Below are 19,300 nucleotides of genomic sequence, written 5' to 3'. Positions count from 1 at the left end.
CCAGCCCCTTCCTGCTGAGTGCGGTTCGGATGTCGACAGCGACGTAGATGTCCATATCTGCAGCAAAGGCCGGTTCTCAGCCTTGAACTTGGAGAAAGAACCTTGAGATTCTGCGGATCGTGTGACGGTCTCAAGGCGCGCCGCCCCCTTTGCTGCAGATCTGGACACGCCGGAGCCGTCTTGTCACCTGTCGGCGCCATCCGGCAGGCCGTTTGCGGCCGGGGCCCCTCAGACCTCCTCGGCGTCCTCGCCCAGGGAGACGAGGAAGCCATCATCATCCACGGCCACCCCGGAGACGGCCGGGACCAGGACGGTGGCGAGCTGCTCGACCAGGTCGCGCGCGGTCTGACGTTCACGGCGCCGGGAGCGGGAGACCACCTCGGCATAGGCATCGGCCTGGTCCTGGGGGATCCAGCGCAGGTCGTAGGACAGGACCGCCCCGCGCGCCCACGGCTCGCCGCGCACGGCCAGCGGCAGCCCGTCGGTGGCGCCGGCGCGCACCTCGATGCGCCCCCACCCCTCGTGCTCGGGGTCGACCGGGGCGACGACCGCGTAGCCGTCGCGCAGCTCCTCGATGACATTGCCGGTGGCGGCGGCAACGATCTCCTGACGCATCGTGTCCTGACGGACCTTCTCCGATCCGCGCCAGGCCTTCTCGAAGACCTCCGGGCCAATACGTTCGACCAGGCGCTCGAGCTGCTCGGGATCGATGGCATCCAGTCCGATAGCGCCCGGGGGCTGGACGGCATCCAGAGCGGTGGTGACCTCGGGGGCCACGGGGCGCAGAACAGCCACCAGATCCTCCGGGCCGAGCCACACCGGGGCGTAGACCGTCAGGGAGGCGGAGACCTCGGGGCTGGGTTCGAACAGGACCGGGTCCTCCTCGTCCCCGCCGGGGATGAGCCGCAGGGCACCGGCAAGTCGCCGGGCGATGGCACGCAGACGGGTGAGGGCCACCAGCTCGGCCCCTGTGGGCTGGGCCTTGGGGAAGGCGTCGGAGAGCGGGTCCAGACCGGCGAGCTCCGCAGGCAGAGCACCGGCACGAATACGGGGGCAGTCCAGAATCATCAGCTGCGTGGTCCACTCCGGGGCGCCCAGGAGCCGGCGCATCTCAGCGTCGACCTGCCAGGGCCCCAGGAGGGAGACCCCGGGGAAGAGCTGCAGGCTGGAGACACCCACCCAGCCGGACTGGATGTCCTGGGACAGTGCCAGGGCCTCGACCTCGTCAGAGGCGACGTCGTCGGCCAGGAGCAGGACGTGGTTGGTGTCCAGCAGACCGACCGGCAGCATCGAGGAGGCCGTGAAGGTGCCGGTGTCGGTGGGCAGGGAGACCGCGAAGTCGGTCGAGTCGCTCATGCGTGCTTCTCCTGGGAGACGGGGTCGGCACCGTCGGCGGGGACCGCCGGGGCGTCGGGGATACGGGTGCGGTGGAAGGACTTGTGGGAGCGCGAGGCCGTCGGTCCGCGCTGCCCCTGGTAGCGCGAGCCGGTGGCGCCCGAGCCGTAGGGCGCCTGGGCCGGGCTGGACAGGCGGAAGAAGCACAGCTGCCCCACCTTCATCCCCGGCCAGAGCTTGATGGGCATGGTGGCCGTGTTGGACAGCTCCAGGGTGACGTGCCCGGTGAAGCCGGGGTCGATGAAGCCCGCCGTGGAGTGGGTCAGCAGGCCCAGGCGGCCCAGGCTCGACTTGCCCTCCAGGCGGGCGGCGACGTCGTCGGGCAGGGTGATGCGCTCGTAGGTGGCGCCCAGGACGAACTCACCAGGGTGCAGGACGAAGGGCTCGTCGGCCCCGACGTCGACCAGATGGGTGAGCCCCTCCTGGTCGGCGGCCGGGTCGATGACAGGGTAGCGATGGTTGTCGAAGAGACGGAACCAGCGGTCCAGGCGCACGTCGATGGAGGCCGGCTGGATCATCTCAGGGTCGTAGGGGTCCAGGACGACCCGGCCAGCGTCGAGCTCGGTGCGGATATCGCGGTCTGAGAGCAGCACGGGCCCGATTGTGCCAGGTCCCCGCGGGAGCAGGCACCCGAGGGCCCGACGACGCCGGAGACATCACACGTGCGCACCCCGGCCGTTCCCGGGATGAAGCCGGCGACCTCGGGCAGGGCTGTCGGCGAGTCAGCCGGTCAGTGGCACGCCATCGGCATCGACGCCCCACGGCGGCTCACCCGGGCGGGCCGTCAGGATGAGGATCCCTTCGACGAAGGACCATATCCCGATCGGAATGGCCAGGATCCCGCAGCTCAGCAGCGAGCACAGGAGCTGAATGAGCGCCTTGTTGGTGTGGCCGAGGTAGAAGTTGTGGATCCCGAAGGTTCCGGTGAGCAGCGCCAGCACACCGGCGGCGACCTTGGACTTGCCCTGGTAGGCGGGCGGACCGTAACCGGGGTAGGGGCCGTAGGCGGCCTGCTGCCCGTACTCGGGCGCCGCCCCGTAGCCCGGCTGGGCGCCGTAACCGGCCTGCGGATCGAAACCGGGCTGGAAACCAGGATCGGGAGCCCCGAAGCTCCCCTGAGAGCCGTACCCCGGCTGTGCGGCGTCGTCGGACCACGCCGCGCTCTGCGGGTACTCGGCGCCGAGGCCTTCTTGCGGCGGTGAGCCGGGCGACACCTCTGGGGAAACCGCCTGAGGGCCCACGGGATCGTTGGGACTGGTCGGATGAGTCATGTGTCCACCATATGCGTCTGGACTTCCAGGAATGCCGGCGAGTCTAGATCGGTACAACAGAACCCGCGACGATACCGCCCACACTCAGGCCTCACTGGGCGAACGTCACACACCGACCGAGTGGCATCGTCAGTGCACGGCTCGGCATAGGACCGGGCCCCCTCCTCGATTTGCGCAGATGACCGGAGTCTGGGTTAGACTTCCGCACGCACCTGGGATGCATGTCCACTGGTGCCACGCGGGTGTAGTTCAATGGTAGAACTTCAGCTTCCCAAGCTGACAGCGCGGGTTCGATTCCCGTCACCCGCTCCATTCGCAGGTCACTCCGGATATGAAGGATTCCCCGTCTGGCCGGGAGGTGTCCGGGTAACTTTTTGCCGTCCCAGGGCTTTTTCGAGGTGGCGACATGCCGCCATGTCGCCACCGGGCTACGGCACCCGGCCGGCGCCCTCGTCACAACAGGGGACCCGCACCCCGTCCAAGCGACACGCAACCCCGATCAAACCGGTTCGGACACCTCCATCCACCGACTTCCCCGGCCCCTTGGACGGCCAGGCGACTCATCTCTACACTTTTTGCATGTCAGATCATGAATACTCCGTGTGCGTGGAGTGGACAGGCAACCTGGGTACGGGCACGTCCGGCTACCGCGCCTACTCGCGTGACCATGATGTCCGGGGAACCACCACCGGCCCGCCGGTGATCCACGGATCGGCAGATCCTGCGTTCCGAGGGGACGCTCACAGATGGAACCCGGAACAGCTCCTGCTCGCCTCGCTCTCGCAGTGCCACATGCTGTGGTACCTGCACCTCGCAGCAGATGCGGGCGTCACCGTCACTGCCTACTCGGACACCCCTACCGGCATCATGGTCGAGCACCCAGGCGGAACCGGGGAATTCACTTCAGCAACCCTTCGCCCCACGGTGACCATTGCTCCCGGCAGTGATCCTGAGCGTGCAGCCGCATTGCACGACCGAGCCGCCGAGTACTGCTTCATTGCCCGATCAGTGAACTTCCCAGTCCATCACGAAGCCGACATCACGACCGGACAAGAGAGGGCCGGGGAGGGCTTCCGGGCGCGCCAGGGCCTGTCACGAGAGTAGGGTGCAGCGCCTGCGGGCTGTCCCTCTATCTCTCGCACACGAGCCCTCAAGCACGACCGCGACGTCGGCGAGCGGGGTTCTTGTTCTGCGGGGAGGCCCCGACGTCGTCAGCCGGCGCCTCCCCGCGACATCAGGACAGGATGGCCTGCAGGTTCACCTGGGTGCCGGCCAGGATACCGGCGGGATCGCCGGCCGCCAGTCCCGGCAGCTCGTTGTCGAGGTTGGCGATGATGTCGGAGACCCCGGCGGCGGAGGGCACGGCCTGAGAGTACTCGACGCCGGTCAGGAAGGCGGCCTGGTCAGCGTGCTGGCCCTTCCAAGTCTCGCCGGCGGACCGACTGGCTGGGACGGTGCCCGCCGCGGTGGCCAGAGTCACCTGCCGCTCGGCTCCAGTGAGGTACTCAACGAGCCGGACGGCGTCGTCCTTGTACTTGGAGGCCTCGACCACACCGTAGAAGGTGGGGAACTGCAACGTCCCCTTGCCGCCACTGCCGGCCGGCAGCTCCATCACGGTGTAGGAGATACCCGGATAGACATCCGCCAGGGTCTTCATCAGGGACGGAGTCTCCACCACCATGGCGGCCTGCCCCTCGCCGAAGGCGTCCGCTGCCGACCCGGCGGGCAGGTCACCGCCCCAAGCGGCCGAGCCGGATGACAGGAGATTCTTGACCTCGGTCAGTCCCGCAACCGACCCTTCGGAGGAGGCGGTCGCCTGCGTGCCGTCGGCACTGGTCAGTCCTCCTCCGCCCTGGATCATGAAGGCGCCGGCGCGGGTATAGGAGGCGTCCAGGGAAAGTCCGACGACGCCGCCGGTCGTGAGCGCCGCGGCCACCTGGTCGAGCTGCTCCCAAGAGGTCGGGTGGTCCGACTCGCTCAGGCCCGCCGCCTGCCACAGCGAGGTATTGATGTACAGGGCGAGTGTGGAGACGTCTCGCGGCGCCGCACTGATCCGCTCCCGCCTGGTGGCGCTCGTCAGCAGGGCGGGCTGGGCATCCTTCACAGCGGCCGAGCTCTTGTCCCAGGCGTGCAAGGAGTCTGCGTAGCTGGACAGCTGCGCGGGGTTGAGGACGACGACATCAACACTCGGGTTGTCCGTGATCCCGCGGGCCAGCTCCTGGGAGATGTCGGAGACGACCTTGACGTCCACCTCCACCTTGGTCTCCTTGGTGAAGGCCTTCACCGCTTCAGTCAGCTCCTCCGCGGCGGCCTCGCCGGCGTCGGAGACGATGAGCGCCATCTTGCCCGCCTCGGTGCCCTCCTGGTAGTTCGAGGAGCAGGCGGCGAGTGTGGCCGAAACGGCCAGTCCCAGGGCGGTCAGGCCGAACGTCCGGCGAGTCAGCATCATGTGTTCTCCTTGTGGGAATCCCGGAGTGCCCGGGAGCAGGGTGTGCCCTGGTCGTTGGCTCCGCACAGGATCGCGCAGCGATCGACGTCGGGTGGGGACGGCGGGCGGGCCCGCTGGGGCTCGGCATCGCCAGGACGAAGACTAGGCCATATTGGCGGATCACCCCGCCCCTCGTACCGGCGCAGCAGACGCCCTCACCCGTCGCCGGGACGCACCTCACAGGAGGTCGCGCACGGCCAGCACGACGACGCCGGTGGCCAGCACATCCACCAGGAACCAGGTTGCCAACCACACTCCGGCGGGAACGCCGGTGAGCCGGGCCAGGGTGCGGTGGTCCTGCTCCGGCTCACGTGAGGCCGCGACATCGCGCAGGGAGTCCCAGGCGCCAACGATGAGGGCCAGTCCGACCCCGGCGGCGACGCCGGCGCGCCATGTCCCGCCCCACCACCACAGCGCCCCGGTCAGGGCCGCCACCAGCAGCACGAGAAGAACCGTGCGCACCGAGCGGGACATGACCAGCAGGATCGCCAGGATGACCAGCCCCAGCAGCAGTACCGCGCTGGCCCAGCCGTGAAGCGCCAGGAGCACGACGGCAGCGCCCAGAACCGCGGGGGCCGGGTAACCGGCCCAGGAGGTGGCCACCCGGCCGGGGCCGGTCGGCTTGCCGGCGGTGACAGCGTGCCCGGACAGGTCCCGGCTCACGACGAAGCCGAGGAAGCGCCGCCCCACCATGAGACCGACGGCGGCGTGCCCGGCCTCATGGACGATCGTCACCAGGGTGCGACCCAAGCGCCGAGCGGGCGCCCAGATCAGGACGACGATGAGGATCGCCAGTGCCGGCCACAACACGCCGGGGTCCAGGCCGACGACGTTCGAGGCTCGGGCCAGCAGGTCGTTCCAGGTCTCAGTCCAGCTCAGGTTCACGGGCGGAAGTCTGCCAGGCCCACCTGTCCCCGCGGCAGCCCCCGGCGCACGCTGTCAGCCAACGGCGCTGTGACGAAGCGAACCAGGGTGATCGGCGCCCTCCAGCGGCTCGGCGCCATGGGGATGCGGGATGGTCGGCACGGCATGCTCCGGCCGGCGGGCCCCCACCGCCCGCAGTACGAAGGTGTCCAGACTCTCCAGGTAGGCCAGGCGACGCTCCGGATCTGTGGGCGTCGGGCGTCCCCCCATGACGGTGGCGTGGATGAGGGGAATGACCTGCTCGGGCTCCTGGGCGGGAATGAGGCCCTGGTCCATGGCGTCGGCGAGGATCGAGGAGAGCATCTGGGTCAGGAGAGCGCCATGTGCCCGCAGGCGACCGACCGTCCCTTGGGAGACGGAGTCGGCCAGCTGCCCCGACGTCGGGAAGTGGAAGTGACGGGTGATGAGGGCCTGCTGGCGCACGTAGACGCGCAGGCGGTCGATCGGGTCCTCCATCCCGGCCAGCGCTCGGGACAGTTCCTCGGCGTAGCGGCCGGCCTCATACTCCATGAAGGCCAGGAGGAGGTCCTCCTTGTCCGCGAAGTGGTTGTAGACGGCCGTGCGTCCCACACCCGCGTGGTTGGCGACGTCGGACAGAGTGATCTTGTCGAAGCTGCGGTGACTCATGAGCTCGCAGAGCGCCTGGAACAGGGCTGTGCGCGTGCGCTCTCGGTGCTCGGCCAGTGAGGAACCCAGGATCTTAGGCATGAGGTCACCTTAGCCCGCAAGATGACGCCGATGATAGAAGTGTCATGAAACCGACATGCCGACGGCGCCCGGGCGGGGCGCGGGGCGGCCTCGCACCTCAGCGTCCCAGCGTCGCCATGAGCTCATCGATAATCGGCAGGTCCGCGGACAGCCAGGGCAATCGGCGCAGCCGATCGGGCGGGTCCAGGCTCACCCACTCCAGCCTCTGATGGTCAGTGCCCACCCGTCCCCGGTCCCCGGCCAGGGCGGGCTCGGCCAGCCACACCCGCATCCTGAAACCACGCATGACCGGCCAGGCCGGAGCGTCGTCGCCGGGAGGGCCCCCCAGCGGGGCCGGGTCCGCCAGGTCGCTCGGCGGGACGAGCTCGGGCCCCAGGCGCACCCTCAGACCGATCTCCTCGTCGAGCTCACGAACCAGGGCCTGCCTGGGTCGCTCCTCGAGTTCGACCTTCCCGCCGGGCAGCTCGAACTGCCCGGCGTACTCGGGCGGGTAGGAGCGTGCGGCGCACAACAGCGCCGTCGGGGTCTCCAGGCGGTCCAGGACCGCGGCCGCCACGACGAGCCGGGAGAGGCGCGCGTCGAAGCCGCTCACCAGGGCTTTCCCCCGCCACCGCCGCCGTCTTCGGGCTTCGAGGTGGTCCCCGCGCTGCCGTTGTTACGATCGCGCAGGCGCTGTGGCCGGTCATCGACCGGGGTCGGGGTCGGCTGAGTGCTCGGGGTGCTAGAGGCGCTCTCGCCCGGGGAGCTCGAGGCCGACGACGACGCCTCCGAGCTCGGTTCCGCCGACGGGTCGGAGCTCGGCGTCGAGCTGGGGGTACTGCTGGAGCCCCCCGACGGTTCCGGGCTCTGCGAGGGGCTGTCCTCAGGAGGAGGCGGCATCTCGCAGGCGTCGGCAGCCTTCTCGGCGGCCTCGGTGTGCTCGGTCACCGCCGCGGAGTCGCCGCGCTCCTGCGCCTTGGAGACCAGAGTGACGTGTGCGATGTACAGGTTGGTTCGAACCATGCACTCCGGGGAATCGGTCTGCTTCGCCCCAGTCTGGGAGTCGACCTTCGCGGTCGGCGCCTTGGCGAGGGCGTGGTTGAGGTTGGTGATCGCTGAGGTCGGATCGTCCGCGGCGAGCTGGCCGGTCCCCAGGTTGAAGTAGACGCGCCACTGCTCCACCCAGGGGTTGATCCGGGCCACCAGGCGGTAGCGGGACAGGGCGGTGTCGTAGTGGCCGGCGGCCACCGCACGGTTGCCCGCCAGCGAGATGAGGAAGATCGCCCCGAGCCACAGGGAGACGATGGTGGCCAGCGCGGCCGGCACTGCACCGATCTTGAGAAGCCGACGACGCCGGCGCAGGCGGGCCTCACGCCGTCGGGGGTCCTCCGGCCCGGAGGGATCCTGGGCGGAGGACCCCCCGGAGGCGTCCGAGTCCGGTTCCCGGAGGTAATCGGGCGCTGCGTCCGCAGCATCCGCGACGCCTGCACCCGGTGCCGTCTCAGGACCGTCGGCGGAACCGAGCCGGCCCTCATCCTCCCCCTGGGGGAACGCTCCGGGTGAATCGTTTCCTGTTGCTGTCATCATCTCCCCCTTCCCATGAGCAGGCGCAGGCGCAGGTCGGCTCGGATGAGATCGATGATCTCCCACAGCAGCAGGCCGAAGGCGACGATCCCCAGCGGCCAGGTCAGGTAGACCCGGGTGCTGGTCCTGGTCCGCTCGTCGGAGGTAACGGCCTCGATGTCCAGGCTGGTGAACTTGCTCGTCGGGTCGTCATCCGATCCGCCGGTGCGATGGAAGTAGGGCAGCCCCATGTCCTTGGCCACGCCCTGAAGCTCGTCGGCATCGATCTTCGACACGCCGGGCTGGCCGCCCTGACCGTCGGTGATGTAGTCGGACTGGGTGTGCTCACCGGTGGCGGCCGAGCCGTCGTAGCTGCGCATCTTCCCGCCCTCGGTGCTCCCGTAGCCCAGCACCGCACCACCGTCGACGACGCCGGCCAGCGACTGCCAGGAGGCCCCGGAGCTGTCGGCCTCCTGGGCACCGCGTCCCCCGTCGGTGGCCTCGCCGTCGGAGAAGATGTAGACGAGGCGGATGTCCTTGGGCTCGGACTGATGGGACTGGACCAGGGACTGGGCCAGCAGCGGCAGCGCCACCTCCAGCGAGGAGCCGGTGGCATGCGCCGTCACCTCCTGCTTGAACGAGCCGATCCAGGAGTCGACGGCGTTGACGTCGCGGGTTAGCGGCAGCTCCGTGGCCGCGGCGTTGTCCAGGGCGATGATGGAGAACCGTGAGTCGGGGAAGGCGTCCCGGATGGCGCGCATGTCCGAGCGCACCCCGTCCAGGCGGGTGGAAGCGGCCGGGTCGGTCCCGTCGGGTCCCTTCCCCTGGTAGTCCTCTGCCGCCATCGAACCGGTACGGTCCACCACCATGTAGATCTCCACGTTGGAGACGCTCACGGCCGCGCTACCGCGGATCGCCGGCCCCGCCATCGCCACCACGATGACGACCACGATGGCCAGCCGCCGCCACCACGCCCTCCAGGCGGCCGGCTCGGCGGCGTCACGGCGAAGACGACGTCGGGACACCACCAGCAGGGCTACCATGGCAGCGGCCGCGAGGAGGATGAGCACCCACCGGGTGACCGGGACGAAGGCAAAGCCCCCGATGACAGGAACCGGTCTCATGCTCGCCTCCAGGTGGTCAGCCCCAGGTAGGCCAGGATCACGAGCGAGAGAGTAATGATCAGGCTCTGGGGGACGTCCGTGCGCCGGGTCTGCGTGCGACCCCCGAGCGTGCTGACCTCCGTCTTCTCCAGCTCTTTGACGATGTGCCCTCCGGTGCCGGAGTCCTCGACGTCGTAGAAGCGGCCCTCGCCCTGATCCTCGGTGACGCTCCTGAGCTCCTCGCGGGAGGCCTCTGGGCTCTGGTCGAGCTGGTAGTGGTAGGACTGATCGTCATCAGCACCGTAGACGGAGAACAAGCGGATCTTGCGCTCGGACAGAAGATCGACCGCGTCCGGCAGGGAGTAGATCTGCTCCTTGTCGGGGTCGATGACCTGGTTGTCGGTGGCGAAGATGATGGAGCGGGAGCGCTCCAGGCCCTGGTTGTCGAAGGCCTGCGCGCAGGAGGCCAGTCCGTCCCCGGCCAAGGAGGAGGCGTTGATGCTCCTGTTCTGGGTCCCGCTGAAGGCCTCGTCGTACCTGAGCGCCTGCTTGTAGGTCGGGTTCTGCGGGTCGATGTCCAGCACCTCGCTCAGCTTGTCCATCTGCTGACGCAGCAGCTCGTAGTCGTCCGTGAGCGGAACGATGGTCTGGGCGGCGGAGTTCCAGGCCACCAGCCCCACGCGCTCGCCGTCGAAGTCCTCCAGGATGCCTGAGAAGGTCGCCAGGACGGAGGCATCGATCCTCACCATCGAGGTCGACACGTCCAAGCACAGGACGATGTCACGGTTGGCCAGGGCATCAGAACGCTCAGTGACGCGCACGGGGCGTCCGGCGATGCCGGAGGCGCTGAGCAGACACACCACCAGCAGGACCGCCAGGAGCGCGTGCAGCCAGCGCTGGGCCCGGATGCGGGAGCGCACCGCCGGAAGCCGAAACAGGCTCGCCGAGTTGGCCAGTCGCCGCGGTACCTCGACGTCCTGCGGCATTGTCCGGCGATTCCAGGGCAGGTGCAGACGTCTACGAGGCGTACCGGTTGGCGTCCCGTTGAACCGCCGCTCGGCGACGAGGACGGCGAGGGTCGCCGCCACAGCAATGGCAACGAGGATCCAGAACAGCCAGGGCATCACCATTGGGTGACCACCTCCCGCGCGTGGGTCAGGGCATCCTGCGCGGCGGCCTCCGGCTCTCGGTCGAAGGAGGGCTGCTCCCACATGGCGAGCAGCTCGCCGACGTGCCCCAACGGGTTGGCATCCAGGGGGCGACCCGCCTCGCGCACGCTGCGTCGGCGTTCCTCCACCGAGCGTGGGCCGGTGGTGGCGGCCATGTCGAGGATCTCCGAGACCGTGGCCGTGGTGATCTCCTCACCGCTGCGGGCCTCGGCGAAGCCGCGCAACAGCGCCGACAGCTCCAGGTGCAGCTCTCGCAGATCCAGTTCACCGCCGTCCCAGCGCTGGGAGATCGCCCACAGGCGCTCCCCCCACTGGCGGCGCTCACTCGGAGCCATCGGGATGTCCCCGACCTCACGCGCGGCGTTCCTGCGGGTCACCAGGAAGGTGCGCAGCAACCAGGCACTCACCAGGAGAATGCCGATGATCATCACGATGATCATCCACACCGGCATGAGAACCGGGGGCCATACCTGCATCGTTCACCGCCTCCCTCGGGCCACCGCGGCGCGCTCGCGCTGGAGGAGCTCGGCGATGGAGTCAATGAGTGTCTCCTCGGAGGAGACGACCCCGCGCTCCAGGTGACGGGCGTCAAGGACCTGGGCGACAGTGGCGCGCCACTGCTCGCGCACCCCGGCGGCCTGAGCCACGAGACGCTGGTCGGAACGCAGAAAGGCGGGGATCTCCACTGGGAGGTCGATGTCCCGCCCACGGCCGCCCTGGGGACGCAGCGGGTCATCATCCTCTATCTGGATCACGATCACCTCGTGCTGGATCGACAGGCGCCGCAGCCAGGTCGCGGAGTCGGGACCCGGGTGAGCGGTGTCGGTGATGAGGATGACCAGGCTGCGACGACGGTGCCAGGTACTCACCCGTTCCATGAGCCGAGGCAGGCTGGAGACCGGTGCTCCGGGCGCCAGCTCGAAGACGCCGTCGGGCGCTCCGGCGACGGGGACATCGAGCTCCTTGAAGGTGCGGGCCAGCAGAGTCAGCAGGGTCTCGATGTGCTTGGCCCCTGAACGCGCCGGGCGCGAGATCGTCCGACCGGCATCCCCGGCCACGAGTGCCACCGAGTCGCCGCGCAGGCGGGCCAGGTAGGCGAAGACCTCGGCGACCCCCAGAGCCAGGTCGCGTTTGTCCTCCCCGGAGGGGGTCATCGCCGCCATGGTCCGACCGGTGTCAACGGCCAGGACCATGGGCATCATGGACTCGCGCTGGTAGCGCTTGATGACCGGCTGGCCCAGACGGGCCGAGGACTTCCAGTCGATGTCGGAGATGTCGTCCCCGGGCCGGTAGAAGGACATGTCATCGAAGTCCTGGCCTCGTCCGACGAAGACCGACCTGTGGCGTCCGTCGAGCAGTCCCGTGGCCCGACGCAGGGTCGGCAGGGACAGGGCGGCACGCAGACGCTCGATCCGTGCGCCGCGCCGCCCGCTGCCGGGGCTGGGCACGGCCGCCCCCGCGACAGGTCCTGAGTCGGGTGCCGTACCCGCCCCGCCCCTCGGTGTCCGGGGTGACCCGGGAGCGTCAGCCGCCTTCATACTCATCGCTCAGCAGGTCCCACCGGGCTCAGGGAGTGGGGACGGCGGCGAAGATGGCGTCGATGATCGCCTCGGGGGCGACGCCGTCGGCCAGCGCGTCGTAGGTCAGCACCAGCCGGTGACGCAGCACGCCATGGCGCAGCAGGCGGACGTCGTCGGGGATGACGTAGGTGCGCCCCTCCTGAAGGGCGACGGCCTGAGCCACCTTCATCAGCGCGATGCCTCCGCGCGGGGAGGCCCCCACGCGCACCTGCCGGTCCAGTCCGGGCATAGGCCTCGGCCCCCCGCCGCGGGAGGTGTTGATCAGGGCGACGATGTACTGCTTGATGACCGGGTCCACGTAGACCCGCTCGGCGGCCCGCTGAAGCCACTCGACGTCGTCGGTGGAGATGGGCCGCCCGGTCACGGGCTGGTCGAAGGTGCCGTTGGAGATGCGGTCGAGGACGTCGGCCTCCTCCGAGGGCCGCGGATAGGTGAGTACCTCCTTCATGAGGAAGCGGTCCATCTGCGCCTCGGGCAGGACGTAGGTGCCCTCCTCCTCAATGGGGTTCTGAGTGGCCAGGACCATGAAGGGGTGGGGCAGTGGGTAGACGACACCACCGATGGAGGTCTGACGCTCCTGCATGGCCTCGAGCATGGCCGACTGGGTCTTGGCACTGGAGCGGTTGATCTCATCGAGCAGGACGATATTGGCGTGGACCGGGCCCAGCTGAGTGGTCATCTCGCCGGTGGAGGAGTTGAGGATCTGAGTGCCCACGATGTCGTTGGGCATGAGGTCGGGCGTGCACTGGATGCGCCGGAACGAGCCGGAGACCGCCGAGGCCAGCGTCTGAGCAGCAGTGGTCTTGGCCAGGCCGGGCACGGACTCCAGCAGGATGTGCCCGCTGGACATCAGGGAGGTGACCAACGCGGTACGCAGCTGCTCCTGACCGACGACGCGTTGAGAGAAGATATCGGCCACGGACTTCAGCAGCTCACCGGCGCGCTCGACATCGGCGTCGCCGGCGCCCCTGCGACTGGAGGCAGCACGGGCCTCACGGCGCAGCGTCTCACGCGAGGGCAGGGGCCCGGTGCTGGCCCCGTCCTCCGCCGGGGCCGCCGGCCCGGAGGGATAGCCGGGAACTGTCATCCTGGAGGAGGCAGGCGCTGATGAGGCGTGGACTCCGGAGGCCTGCGGGTTGATCCGCGGAGGGAAGACCTGCGGTTCCTGAACCATGGCGGGACCGGCCTGGCCCGCGGAGGTGCCTGAGGGGCTGTCGGCCTGCTGAGAGGTCTGCCGGGCAATTGACTCACCGCTGCGCCACCCGCCCGACTGATCGCCGGGTTGGGTACGGTGCTCGGGCTGCATGCTCATGGCTCTCCTTGCTCGGTTCTTGCTTGATTCCTCGCGCCGTTCGCCTGCGCGTGGAAGGTCAGCGCACCGGCAGGCTATACGAGGTGGCGCCGGCCGGGGAGCCGGTGTACGGGAAGTCCTCCCCACCCGCGCGGGCAGGGTTCACCTTTCGCTGCTATAGCAAGAATCAGCGGAAATGTGACACGAATCGTGATCGAGGCCGTCCTGATTCAAAGCCGGCGGAGGTTCACCTTGCTTCCGCTCAGGGCCAGCCGGAGGCCGTCGTCAGTGACCACCGCGCTGGTCAGGTGCAGCCCTTGCGGTAACGAGTCGGGCGGGATCGTGATCTCCGAGGAGTCCATCCCGATATAGCTGAGCAGGATGTTCTGATCCGCTTCCATGTCGATCCCGAGCTGCCCATCCCCGACCTGGATGGAGGTGACGGTGAGTGTGAGGCTTCCGTCATCCTTGAGCGACGGCACGATCTCCGCCTCGCCGTTCATGCCGAGCAGGACGATCGAGGCCTGGATGGTTCCGGGCTCCTGGGCACTGACTCCCGTGCGCTGAGCCTTGAGGGTCATGCCCCGCATCTTGGGGTGGGACGCGACCGCCAGCTCGGTGACCTGTTTCCAACTGATGGTTCCGGCGGCCACGACCGTGTCCGCCGGGTAGGGATTGCGCAGACCGATGCCGCCGAGGTCGACGTCGACGTCACTGAGCGTGACTGTGGTGCCACCGTGGCCCTTGGCGGCGATCTCCATGCTCTTGGAGTCCACCGACAGGCTGTCCAGCGAGCCGCCGACAAGCTGGGCCAGGACGACTCCCTTGGTGGCGATTCTCGCGTCCGAGCTGAGCCCCGGCAGCGCGGAGCGCACCGCGCTGTCGACCTGCGCGCGCACGAGGTACTCCGCCCCGACCGCACCGGCGGCCAGAACGACGGCGAGTACCACGAGCACCACCACCCATCGTCCCACCCGACGACGCCGAACGGGCCGGTGTCCGACGTCGTCCGACGCATCGCCGTCCTCGGGATCTCTCACCAGGACCTCGTCGAAGAAGGCCCCTCGAGGCGTGCTCACCTCCACCGCCTCCTCCAGCGTCTCGGGCGGATCGGCCTCGCCCCGATCGAGCTTCATGTCTCGTGCCACATCATCTCCTCGACGCCGACGGCGAGGTCTGGGCCATCGGTGCGGTGGTTGCCGAGCGCTCGGCCGTTTGGCCTGCGGCCGCCTGGTTTGCGGCCTGCTCTTCGTCGAGCATGTAGAGGTCCTCAGCGGTGACCATGAGGGTGGAGACGGCGTGCTCCACCAGCGCGGTGCGACGGTTGGAGGCGGCGCCCGCCATGCGTCCGCCACGCAGCCCGCGCACCCCCACTCGGTCGAGTTTCTCGCAGACGTTGTCGAGCTTGCGGTTGAACTTGGTCAGGGGCCATCCCAGTCGCGCCGCGGCCGCCGCGGAGGAGGGGATCTCGGCGGCGCCGGTACCGGCCCGTTTGAGCACCGGCTCGGACAGGGCCAGGACGAGCAGGAGCTGGGAGCGGGTCATCGGGGTCACCCCGATGGTGGTCTGGCCGGTGGACTGACGCACGCCGTCGATTCCGGAGAAGTGGTCCTCGCCGGAGGTGACGAGGTTGATCTCGTAGGTGGTCGGGCCGGCGGAGAAGGTGAGGATGAGGCGGGGGAACACCAGGGGGATGCGGGCTCCCGGAGCCAGGCGTGACTGGACCAGCCCCTCCCCATCGGTCAGTGTGGCTGACAGCCGCGATCCCTCGTTGGCGATCCACCACAGCCCCTCGGCGTACGCGAAGACCAGAAAACGGCGGTGCAGGTAGGGATTGTCATCGATGTCCAGGTCGCCGCCCCGGCCGATGACGAAGGTGTCTGCGGCGGAGACCCGATGAATCTCACCGGAGAAGTCCAAGACGAGCTCATCGGGCCGCTCCGGATTGACCTCTGGCATGTCCATCCAGGTCAGGTCACTCATACAAAATCTCCTTATCAGAAGTCCGATCTCGGTGCGGAGCGGTCAGCAGCGGAAGCGACCGGACTATCGGGCCTGTCGGGACCATCGGGTCCATACGGTATTGAATCCGACGATGCGCTTGAGGTAAGTGTTGTCCAGAACTCAACTCCGCACCGGCGAAGCACCACCGGCAAGAATGTGACCTCAACCATGCTGTTGCCTCATCCACGCCGGCGGGTCTATACGAAGAGTGACACCGTCCCCGATATCCATCAAGTCCTCCCTGAAGACTGGTGTGGGCATACCCGCCCCCAGCAGGACGGGCGTCGCACCGGGACGTGCCAGCACCGTACCGTTGGACGACCCGAGGTCCTGGGCCAGGATGCTCCACCCCGAGGTCGTGAGCATGAGGTGGGAGCGCGACACCTTGTGATGGTGACTGGGGACCGCGATCAGGGTCACGATATGCGGATCATCTCCGGGCTGCGGCTGGGGGGCGCGTCCGACGACGACGTCACCGGCGACCTCGACGGCGGCGCCGGTCGACAGGGTCAGAGTCGCCAGCGCCGGTCGGCGCACGTAGGAGAAGACGCCCATCAAGGGCTGCGAGCAGCTCAAGCACTCGCGGGCCTCGGGTGGGTTGGCATGACCCTGGGGACAGATCGATGCCCGCACCGGGGGCGCCGCGACCAGAGCCGTCTCGGAGGCGGGGACGACCTCGGTGCGGGGCAGCGCCTCCAGGGCCTGGGGGGCACGAACCGGCTGGGGCTGTCTGATCTGAGAGTTGTCGGAGGCCGTGGGGGTGTCGGCCGTCAACGGTCCCCCCGAGCCGACCGGCCTCGTCGTCAGGCTCCGGCGGGCGCCGCGACGGCGACGACCCGAGCCGGGCTCAGGCTCGGGATACTCCGGCACCATGTCAGCACTGTCAGCAGTGTCGGCACTGTCGACAGCATCGACCACCTCACCGCCGTCGCCCTCGGCACCCCAGCCCGAGGCGGAGGACTCGTCCGGATCCTCCCAGACGCCCGTCTCCAAGAGCTCACCATCGGCCTTCTCCGCAGCGCGCGTGGCGAACTCCTCAGTGCTCCTCCCAGCGCAGCCCCAACTGTCACCCGTTCCAGGGGCACCTTCAGGCAGAACGGTCGCCGCGCGCCCGAGACCGGGCCGCCCCGTGGCCGTGCTTGGCACCCCCGAAGTCGTCGGTCCCACTGTAGGCAGATGGGCGCCGCCCAGGGCCTGAAGGACTCGCAGCCCCGCCCCGACGGGGACGGGCCGGGAACCGGTCCCGCTGGCAGGGCTGATCACGGCGATACCGTCCACCCCATCGGCACGCAGGGCGCCGCCCGAAAGTCGCGTCAGTCCCTCGGGCAGTGGGACGCGCTCGTCTGGCGAGGTGGAGGCGGTCACCGCACCCCCTCAGCGAGGGCGTCGACGGGGGCTGTGACGGGAACCTCGGTGGAGTCGACGACGACGGCCGTGGTGTTGTCGTGACCGCCCCCCTCCAGGGAGGCGCCCACCAGGAGCTCAGCCGTACGCTGTGCCGCATAGCCGGCCGCCAGCACGGTGGCGATGCCCTCGTCGTCGAGCTCGTCACTCAGGCCGTCGGAGCACACGAGCAAGCGGTCCCCGGAGGCGACCGGGACGCTGTAGAGATCGGGGATCGCGGAGTCGGCGATACCTCCTCCCAGGGCACGGGTCACGATGTTGCGGCGGGGATCGCGCCTGGCCTGCTCGGGGGTGAGCTCTCCGGCCTCGATCAGGATCTGGACCCGGGAGTGGTCCCGGGTGACCTGGGAGAGCATGCCGTCGCGCAGCAGGTAGACCCTGGCGTCCCCGATATTGAAGATGATCCAGGTCGGCCGCGTAGTGCCCTGCTCGTCCTCCAGCCAGGCCAGGACGACGCCGGCGATCGTCGCGCCGGGCAAGTAGGCGGCGTGTGAGGGAATGGCGACGATCGCCTCCTGCGCGGCCATCACTGCGCGCACCACCGCCTCGACGTCGGTGACGGTCGTTCCGGCCAGCGAGTAGAGGGCGTCAAGGGCGGCCTGCGTGGCCATGCGGCCGGCGGCGTGCCCGCCCATCCCGTCGACGACGACGAAGGCCGGGACGATGGCGAGGTAGCCGTCCTCGTTGACCGCACGCAGGCGCCCCACGTCAGTGGCCGCACCGACAACGATCCCGGGAACACCGGCACCACGGATCCCGAGAGCATCGCCGTCGGCACGAACGTGCTCGGTCATCGTCTCCCCTTCGCCTGTGTCGCTTGCACTCCCCTAGTTAACCTCAGCACCCCGTCCTGAACCACCGCGCCACGGCCGGGACTCGACCATCATTCCAACATACGGAAACCCAGACGGAGCGGAGGACGAACAGCACCGACGCCGTCACCACGCGTCCGATGCCATTTGCGCCGTGACCCGTCAGGCAGCCGGTGCCACAGAGTCCTCGGGTAGTCTTTTCAGAGCGGCCGGATGACCGGCCCACGCGCCACCAGCGCGATACCGCGTTGCCTCAACCCGACATCGCAGGTGGTTCCGGCACCCGACCCAGGGCGGGTCCGGGTACCGGTCACAACCAGGACCGACATAGTTTTCCCGACCCTCGAAGGACCCAGCATGTCTCAGGCCAAGGACGAGCTTGTCGCACGCGCCCAAGATCCCAACGCGGAGCTGGAGACCCTGCATCAGCTGGCGCAGAACTACCCCGGCCTGCGCCCCTACATCGCCACGAACCCGCGGACCTACCCGGCTCTCCTGGAGTGGCTGGGCACCCTGGGCGACCCCGCGGTCGACGCCGCCCTGGCCTCCCGAGCCGGCCATCCTCAGTCGGCGCAGTCCCCACAGGGCTCGCCGCAGCTGGCGGTCGTCTCGCCCCCCGGCGCCCAGCCGGGGCCGTCGTCGACCATGCCCTCCGAGGCTCCGACCCAGGTGACCCTGCCCTACTCGCTCCAGTCGGACGACACGATCTCAGCATCTGCGAGCGCATCCGGCGCCTTCAGCGCTGCCGGCGCCAACACCCAGGTGGACGGATTCCGGGCAGCAGGAGACCCGACCGTCTCCGACTCGACGTTCCGCCCCACCCAGGCGATCCCCTCCCAGTCACCGGCCCGGCCGGTCCAGCCGGCCCTCCAGCAGACCTTCCAGCAGTCCACGAGCATGTCCCAGGCTCACAACGCCGCCATTCCCGTTGCGGCCCAGGCCTCCCCCAACGACGCCGGCATCCTCGGCGTCGGCACCGAGGACGACTCCTCGGCCCCGTCCTCCTTCCTGACCTCCAACCGCATCCTGCTGATCCTGGCCGTGATAGTGGTGACCGTCCTGGTCTTCCTGGCCACCTGGTACTTCTCCGGCGGCGACGGAGAAAATTCCCCCATGGGCGGCGATACCCAGCCCACTGCCGAGAGCAGTCAGGGCGCCAACCAGGCCAACGCCTCCCCGAGCACGGCCTCCGCCTCCCCCAAGGCCTCTGCCACCCCGAGCGCCTCGGCCACCCCCACCCTCAAGGCACCCGCACCCGGCAACGCTCTGGAGCTGTCCACCTTCGACGCCCCCAGTGGCAACATCACCTGCACGTTGGGGAGCAAGGAGATCACCTGTGTCATCAACGAGCACGCCGCCACTGACTCCTGCCCCGCCTCGAAGCCGTTGACGGTGAAGATCGGCTCCAACGGTCAGTCCAGCCAGTCCTGCGGCTCGAATTTCGCTCCCAGTGGAGTCAGCCTCAGCTACAGCTCCTCCGCCAAGAACTCCGATTTCGCCTGCACCTCGGCCGAGGCCGGCATGCAGTGCTGGAGCCAGGTCAGCGGAGAGGGCTTCACCCTCAGTCGCGAGGGGGTCGAGTCCACCAGCCACGCCCGCTGAACGGTTC

19 protein-coding genes and 1 tRNA gene are annotated in these 19,300 nt (G+C 69.0%); 3 read left to right on the top strand and 17 right to left on the bottom strand.

The annotated features are described in order from the left end of the window. Positions 1-228: 228 nt before the first annotated feature. The 3 genes from RWR81_RS04280 to RWR81_RS04270 form a co-directional block, all read right to left on the bottom strand. The gene (locus tag RWR81_RS04280) at positions 229-1,356 is read right to left on the bottom strand and encodes a hypothetical protein (RefSeq protein ID WP_314454903.1); all 1,128 of its coding nucleotides are present in this window, start codon (positions 1,354-1,356) and stop codon (positions 229-231) included. After that, complete coding sequence (dcd, locus tag RWR81_RS04275) at positions 1,353-1,988, bottom strand: dCTP deaminase (protein WP_314454900.1); 636 nt, start codon at positions 1,986-1,988, stop codon at positions 1,353-1,355. Before dcd ends, RWR81_RS04280 begins: the two co-directional genes overlap by 4 nt. 129 nt (positions 1,989-2,117) lie before the next feature. Then, positions 2,118-2,666: a TM2 domain-containing protein gene (locus tag RWR81_RS04270; protein ID WP_314454898.1), complete on the bottom strand. Its 549-nt coding sequence runs from the start codon at positions 2,664-2,666 to the stop codon at positions 2,118-2,120. 238 nt (positions 2,667-2,904) lie between these two features. Here RWR81_RS04270 and RWR81_RS04265 point away from each other — a divergent pair. Continuing rightward, positions 2,905-2,978 (top strand) — tRNA-Gly (locus RWR81_RS04265). A gap of 267 nt (positions 2,979-3,245) precedes the next feature. Then, positions 3,246-3,770 carry an OsmC family protein gene (locus RWR81_RS04260; RefSeq protein ID WP_314454897.1) on the top strand — a complete coding sequence of 175 codons (525 nt, stop codon included), beginning with the start codon at positions 3,246-3,248 and terminating at the stop codon, positions 3,768-3,770. 130 nt (positions 3,771-3,900) lie between these two features. Here RWR81_RS04260 and RWR81_RS04255 read toward each other — a convergent pair whose 3' ends face one another. From RWR81_RS04255 to RWR81_RS04190, 14 genes are all read right to left on the bottom strand, one after another. Continuing rightward, positions 3,901-5,115, bottom strand: a complete 1,215-nt coding sequence (locus RWR81_RS04255; protein ID WP_314454894.1) for an extracellular solute-binding protein — start codon at positions 5,113-5,115, stop codon at positions 3,901-3,903. A gap of 216 nt (positions 5,116-5,331) precedes the next feature. Then, the gene (locus RWR81_RS04250) at positions 5,332-6,039 is read right to left on the bottom strand and encodes a M50 family metallopeptidase (protein ID WP_314454891.1); all 708 of its coding nucleotides are present in this window, start codon (positions 6,037-6,039) and stop codon (positions 5,332-5,334) included. A 54-nt stretch (positions 6,040-6,093) separates the two neighbouring features. Further along, entirely contained in the window at positions 6,094-6,786 is a 693-nt protein-coding gene (locus RWR81_RS04245) for a TetR/AcrR family transcriptional regulator (protein WP_314454889.1), read from the bottom strand. A gap of 97 nt (positions 6,787-6,883) precedes the next feature. After that, on the bottom strand, positions 6,884-7,378 hold the full coding sequence (locus RWR81_RS04240) for an NUDIX domain-containing protein (protein WP_314454887.1): 495 nt from the start codon (positions 7,376-7,378) through the stop codon (positions 6,884-6,886). Continuing rightward, positions 7,375-8,349: a hypothetical protein gene (locus RWR81_RS04235; protein ID WP_314454884.1), complete on the bottom strand. Its 975-nt coding sequence runs from the start codon at positions 8,347-8,349 to the stop codon at positions 7,375-7,377. Before RWR81_RS04235 ends, RWR81_RS04240 begins: the two co-directional genes overlap by 4 nt. Further along, positions 8,349-9,452, bottom strand: coding sequence for a VWA domain-containing protein (locus tag RWR81_RS04230; protein WP_314454882.1), 1,104 nt, complete (start codon positions 9,450-9,452; stop codon positions 8,349-8,351). The genes RWR81_RS04235 and RWR81_RS04230 overlap by 1 nt, the downstream gene beginning before the upstream one ends. Further along, positions 9,449-10,561 (bottom strand): VWA domain-containing protein, encoded by a 1,113-nt coding sequence (locus tag RWR81_RS04225; RefSeq protein ID WP_314454879.1) that lies wholly within the window; start codon positions 10,559-10,561, stop codon positions 9,449-9,451. Before RWR81_RS04225 ends, RWR81_RS04230 begins: the two co-directional genes overlap by 4 nt. Then, a complete protein-coding gene (locus tag RWR81_RS04220) occupies positions 10,555-11,076 on the bottom strand; it encodes an alpha-amylase (RefSeq protein ID WP_314454876.1) in 522 nt (173 codons plus the stop codon). The genes RWR81_RS04225 and RWR81_RS04220 overlap by 7 nt, the downstream gene beginning before the upstream one ends. Positions 11,077-11,079: 3 nt before the next feature. Further along, the gene (locus tag RWR81_RS04215; protein WP_399497983.1) at positions 11,080-12,048 is read right to left on the bottom strand and encodes a DUF58 domain-containing protein; all 969 of its coding nucleotides are present in this window, start codon (positions 12,046-12,048) and stop codon (positions 11,080-11,082) included. Between the two features lie 118 nt (positions 12,049-12,166). Then, positions 12,167-13,492, bottom strand: coding sequence for a MoxR family ATPase (locus RWR81_RS04210; protein WP_314454871.1), 1,326 nt, complete (start codon positions 13,490-13,492; stop codon positions 12,167-12,169). Between the two features lie 209 nt (positions 13,493-13,701). Next, a complete protein-coding gene (locus RWR81_RS04205) occupies positions 13,702-14,619 on the bottom strand; it encodes a DUF2993 domain-containing protein (RefSeq protein WP_314454869.1) in 918 nt (305 codons plus the stop codon). Position 14,620: 1 nt separating this feature from the next. Next, on the bottom strand, positions 14,621-15,454 hold the full coding sequence (locus tag RWR81_RS04200; protein ID WP_314454867.1) for a hypothetical protein: 834 nt from the start codon (positions 15,452-15,454) through the stop codon (positions 14,621-14,623). Between the two features lie 183 nt (positions 15,455-15,637). Then, positions 15,638-16,840, bottom strand: a complete 1,203-nt coding sequence (locus tag RWR81_RS04195; protein WP_314454864.1) for an FHA domain-containing protein — start codon at positions 16,838-16,840, stop codon at positions 15,638-15,640. Beyond that, positions 16,837-17,673: a protein phosphatase 2C domain-containing protein gene (locus RWR81_RS04190; RefSeq protein WP_314454861.1), complete on the bottom strand. Its 837-nt coding sequence runs from the start codon at positions 17,671-17,673 to the stop codon at positions 16,837-16,839. Before RWR81_RS04190 ends, RWR81_RS04195 begins: the two co-directional genes overlap by 4 nt. Before the next feature lie 375 nt (positions 17,674-18,048). On the opposite strand from RWR81_RS04190, the gene RWR81_RS04185 reads away from it, so the two are divergent. Then, positions 18,049-19,293 (top strand): hypothetical protein, encoded by a 1,245-nt coding sequence (locus RWR81_RS04185; RefSeq protein ID WP_314454859.1) that lies wholly within the window; start codon positions 18,049-18,051, stop codon positions 19,291-19,293. Positions 19,294-19,300: the final 7 nt, after the last annotated feature.

This window comes from uncultured Actinomyces sp. (genome assembly GCF_963526355.1).
In the GTDB taxonomy this organism is placed as follows: Bacteria; Actinomycetota; Actinomycetes; order Actinomycetales; family Actinomycetaceae; genus Actinomyces.
Note: the sequence above shows the minus strand (reverse complement) of the source record. Positions and strands in the feature narration are given on the sequence as shown.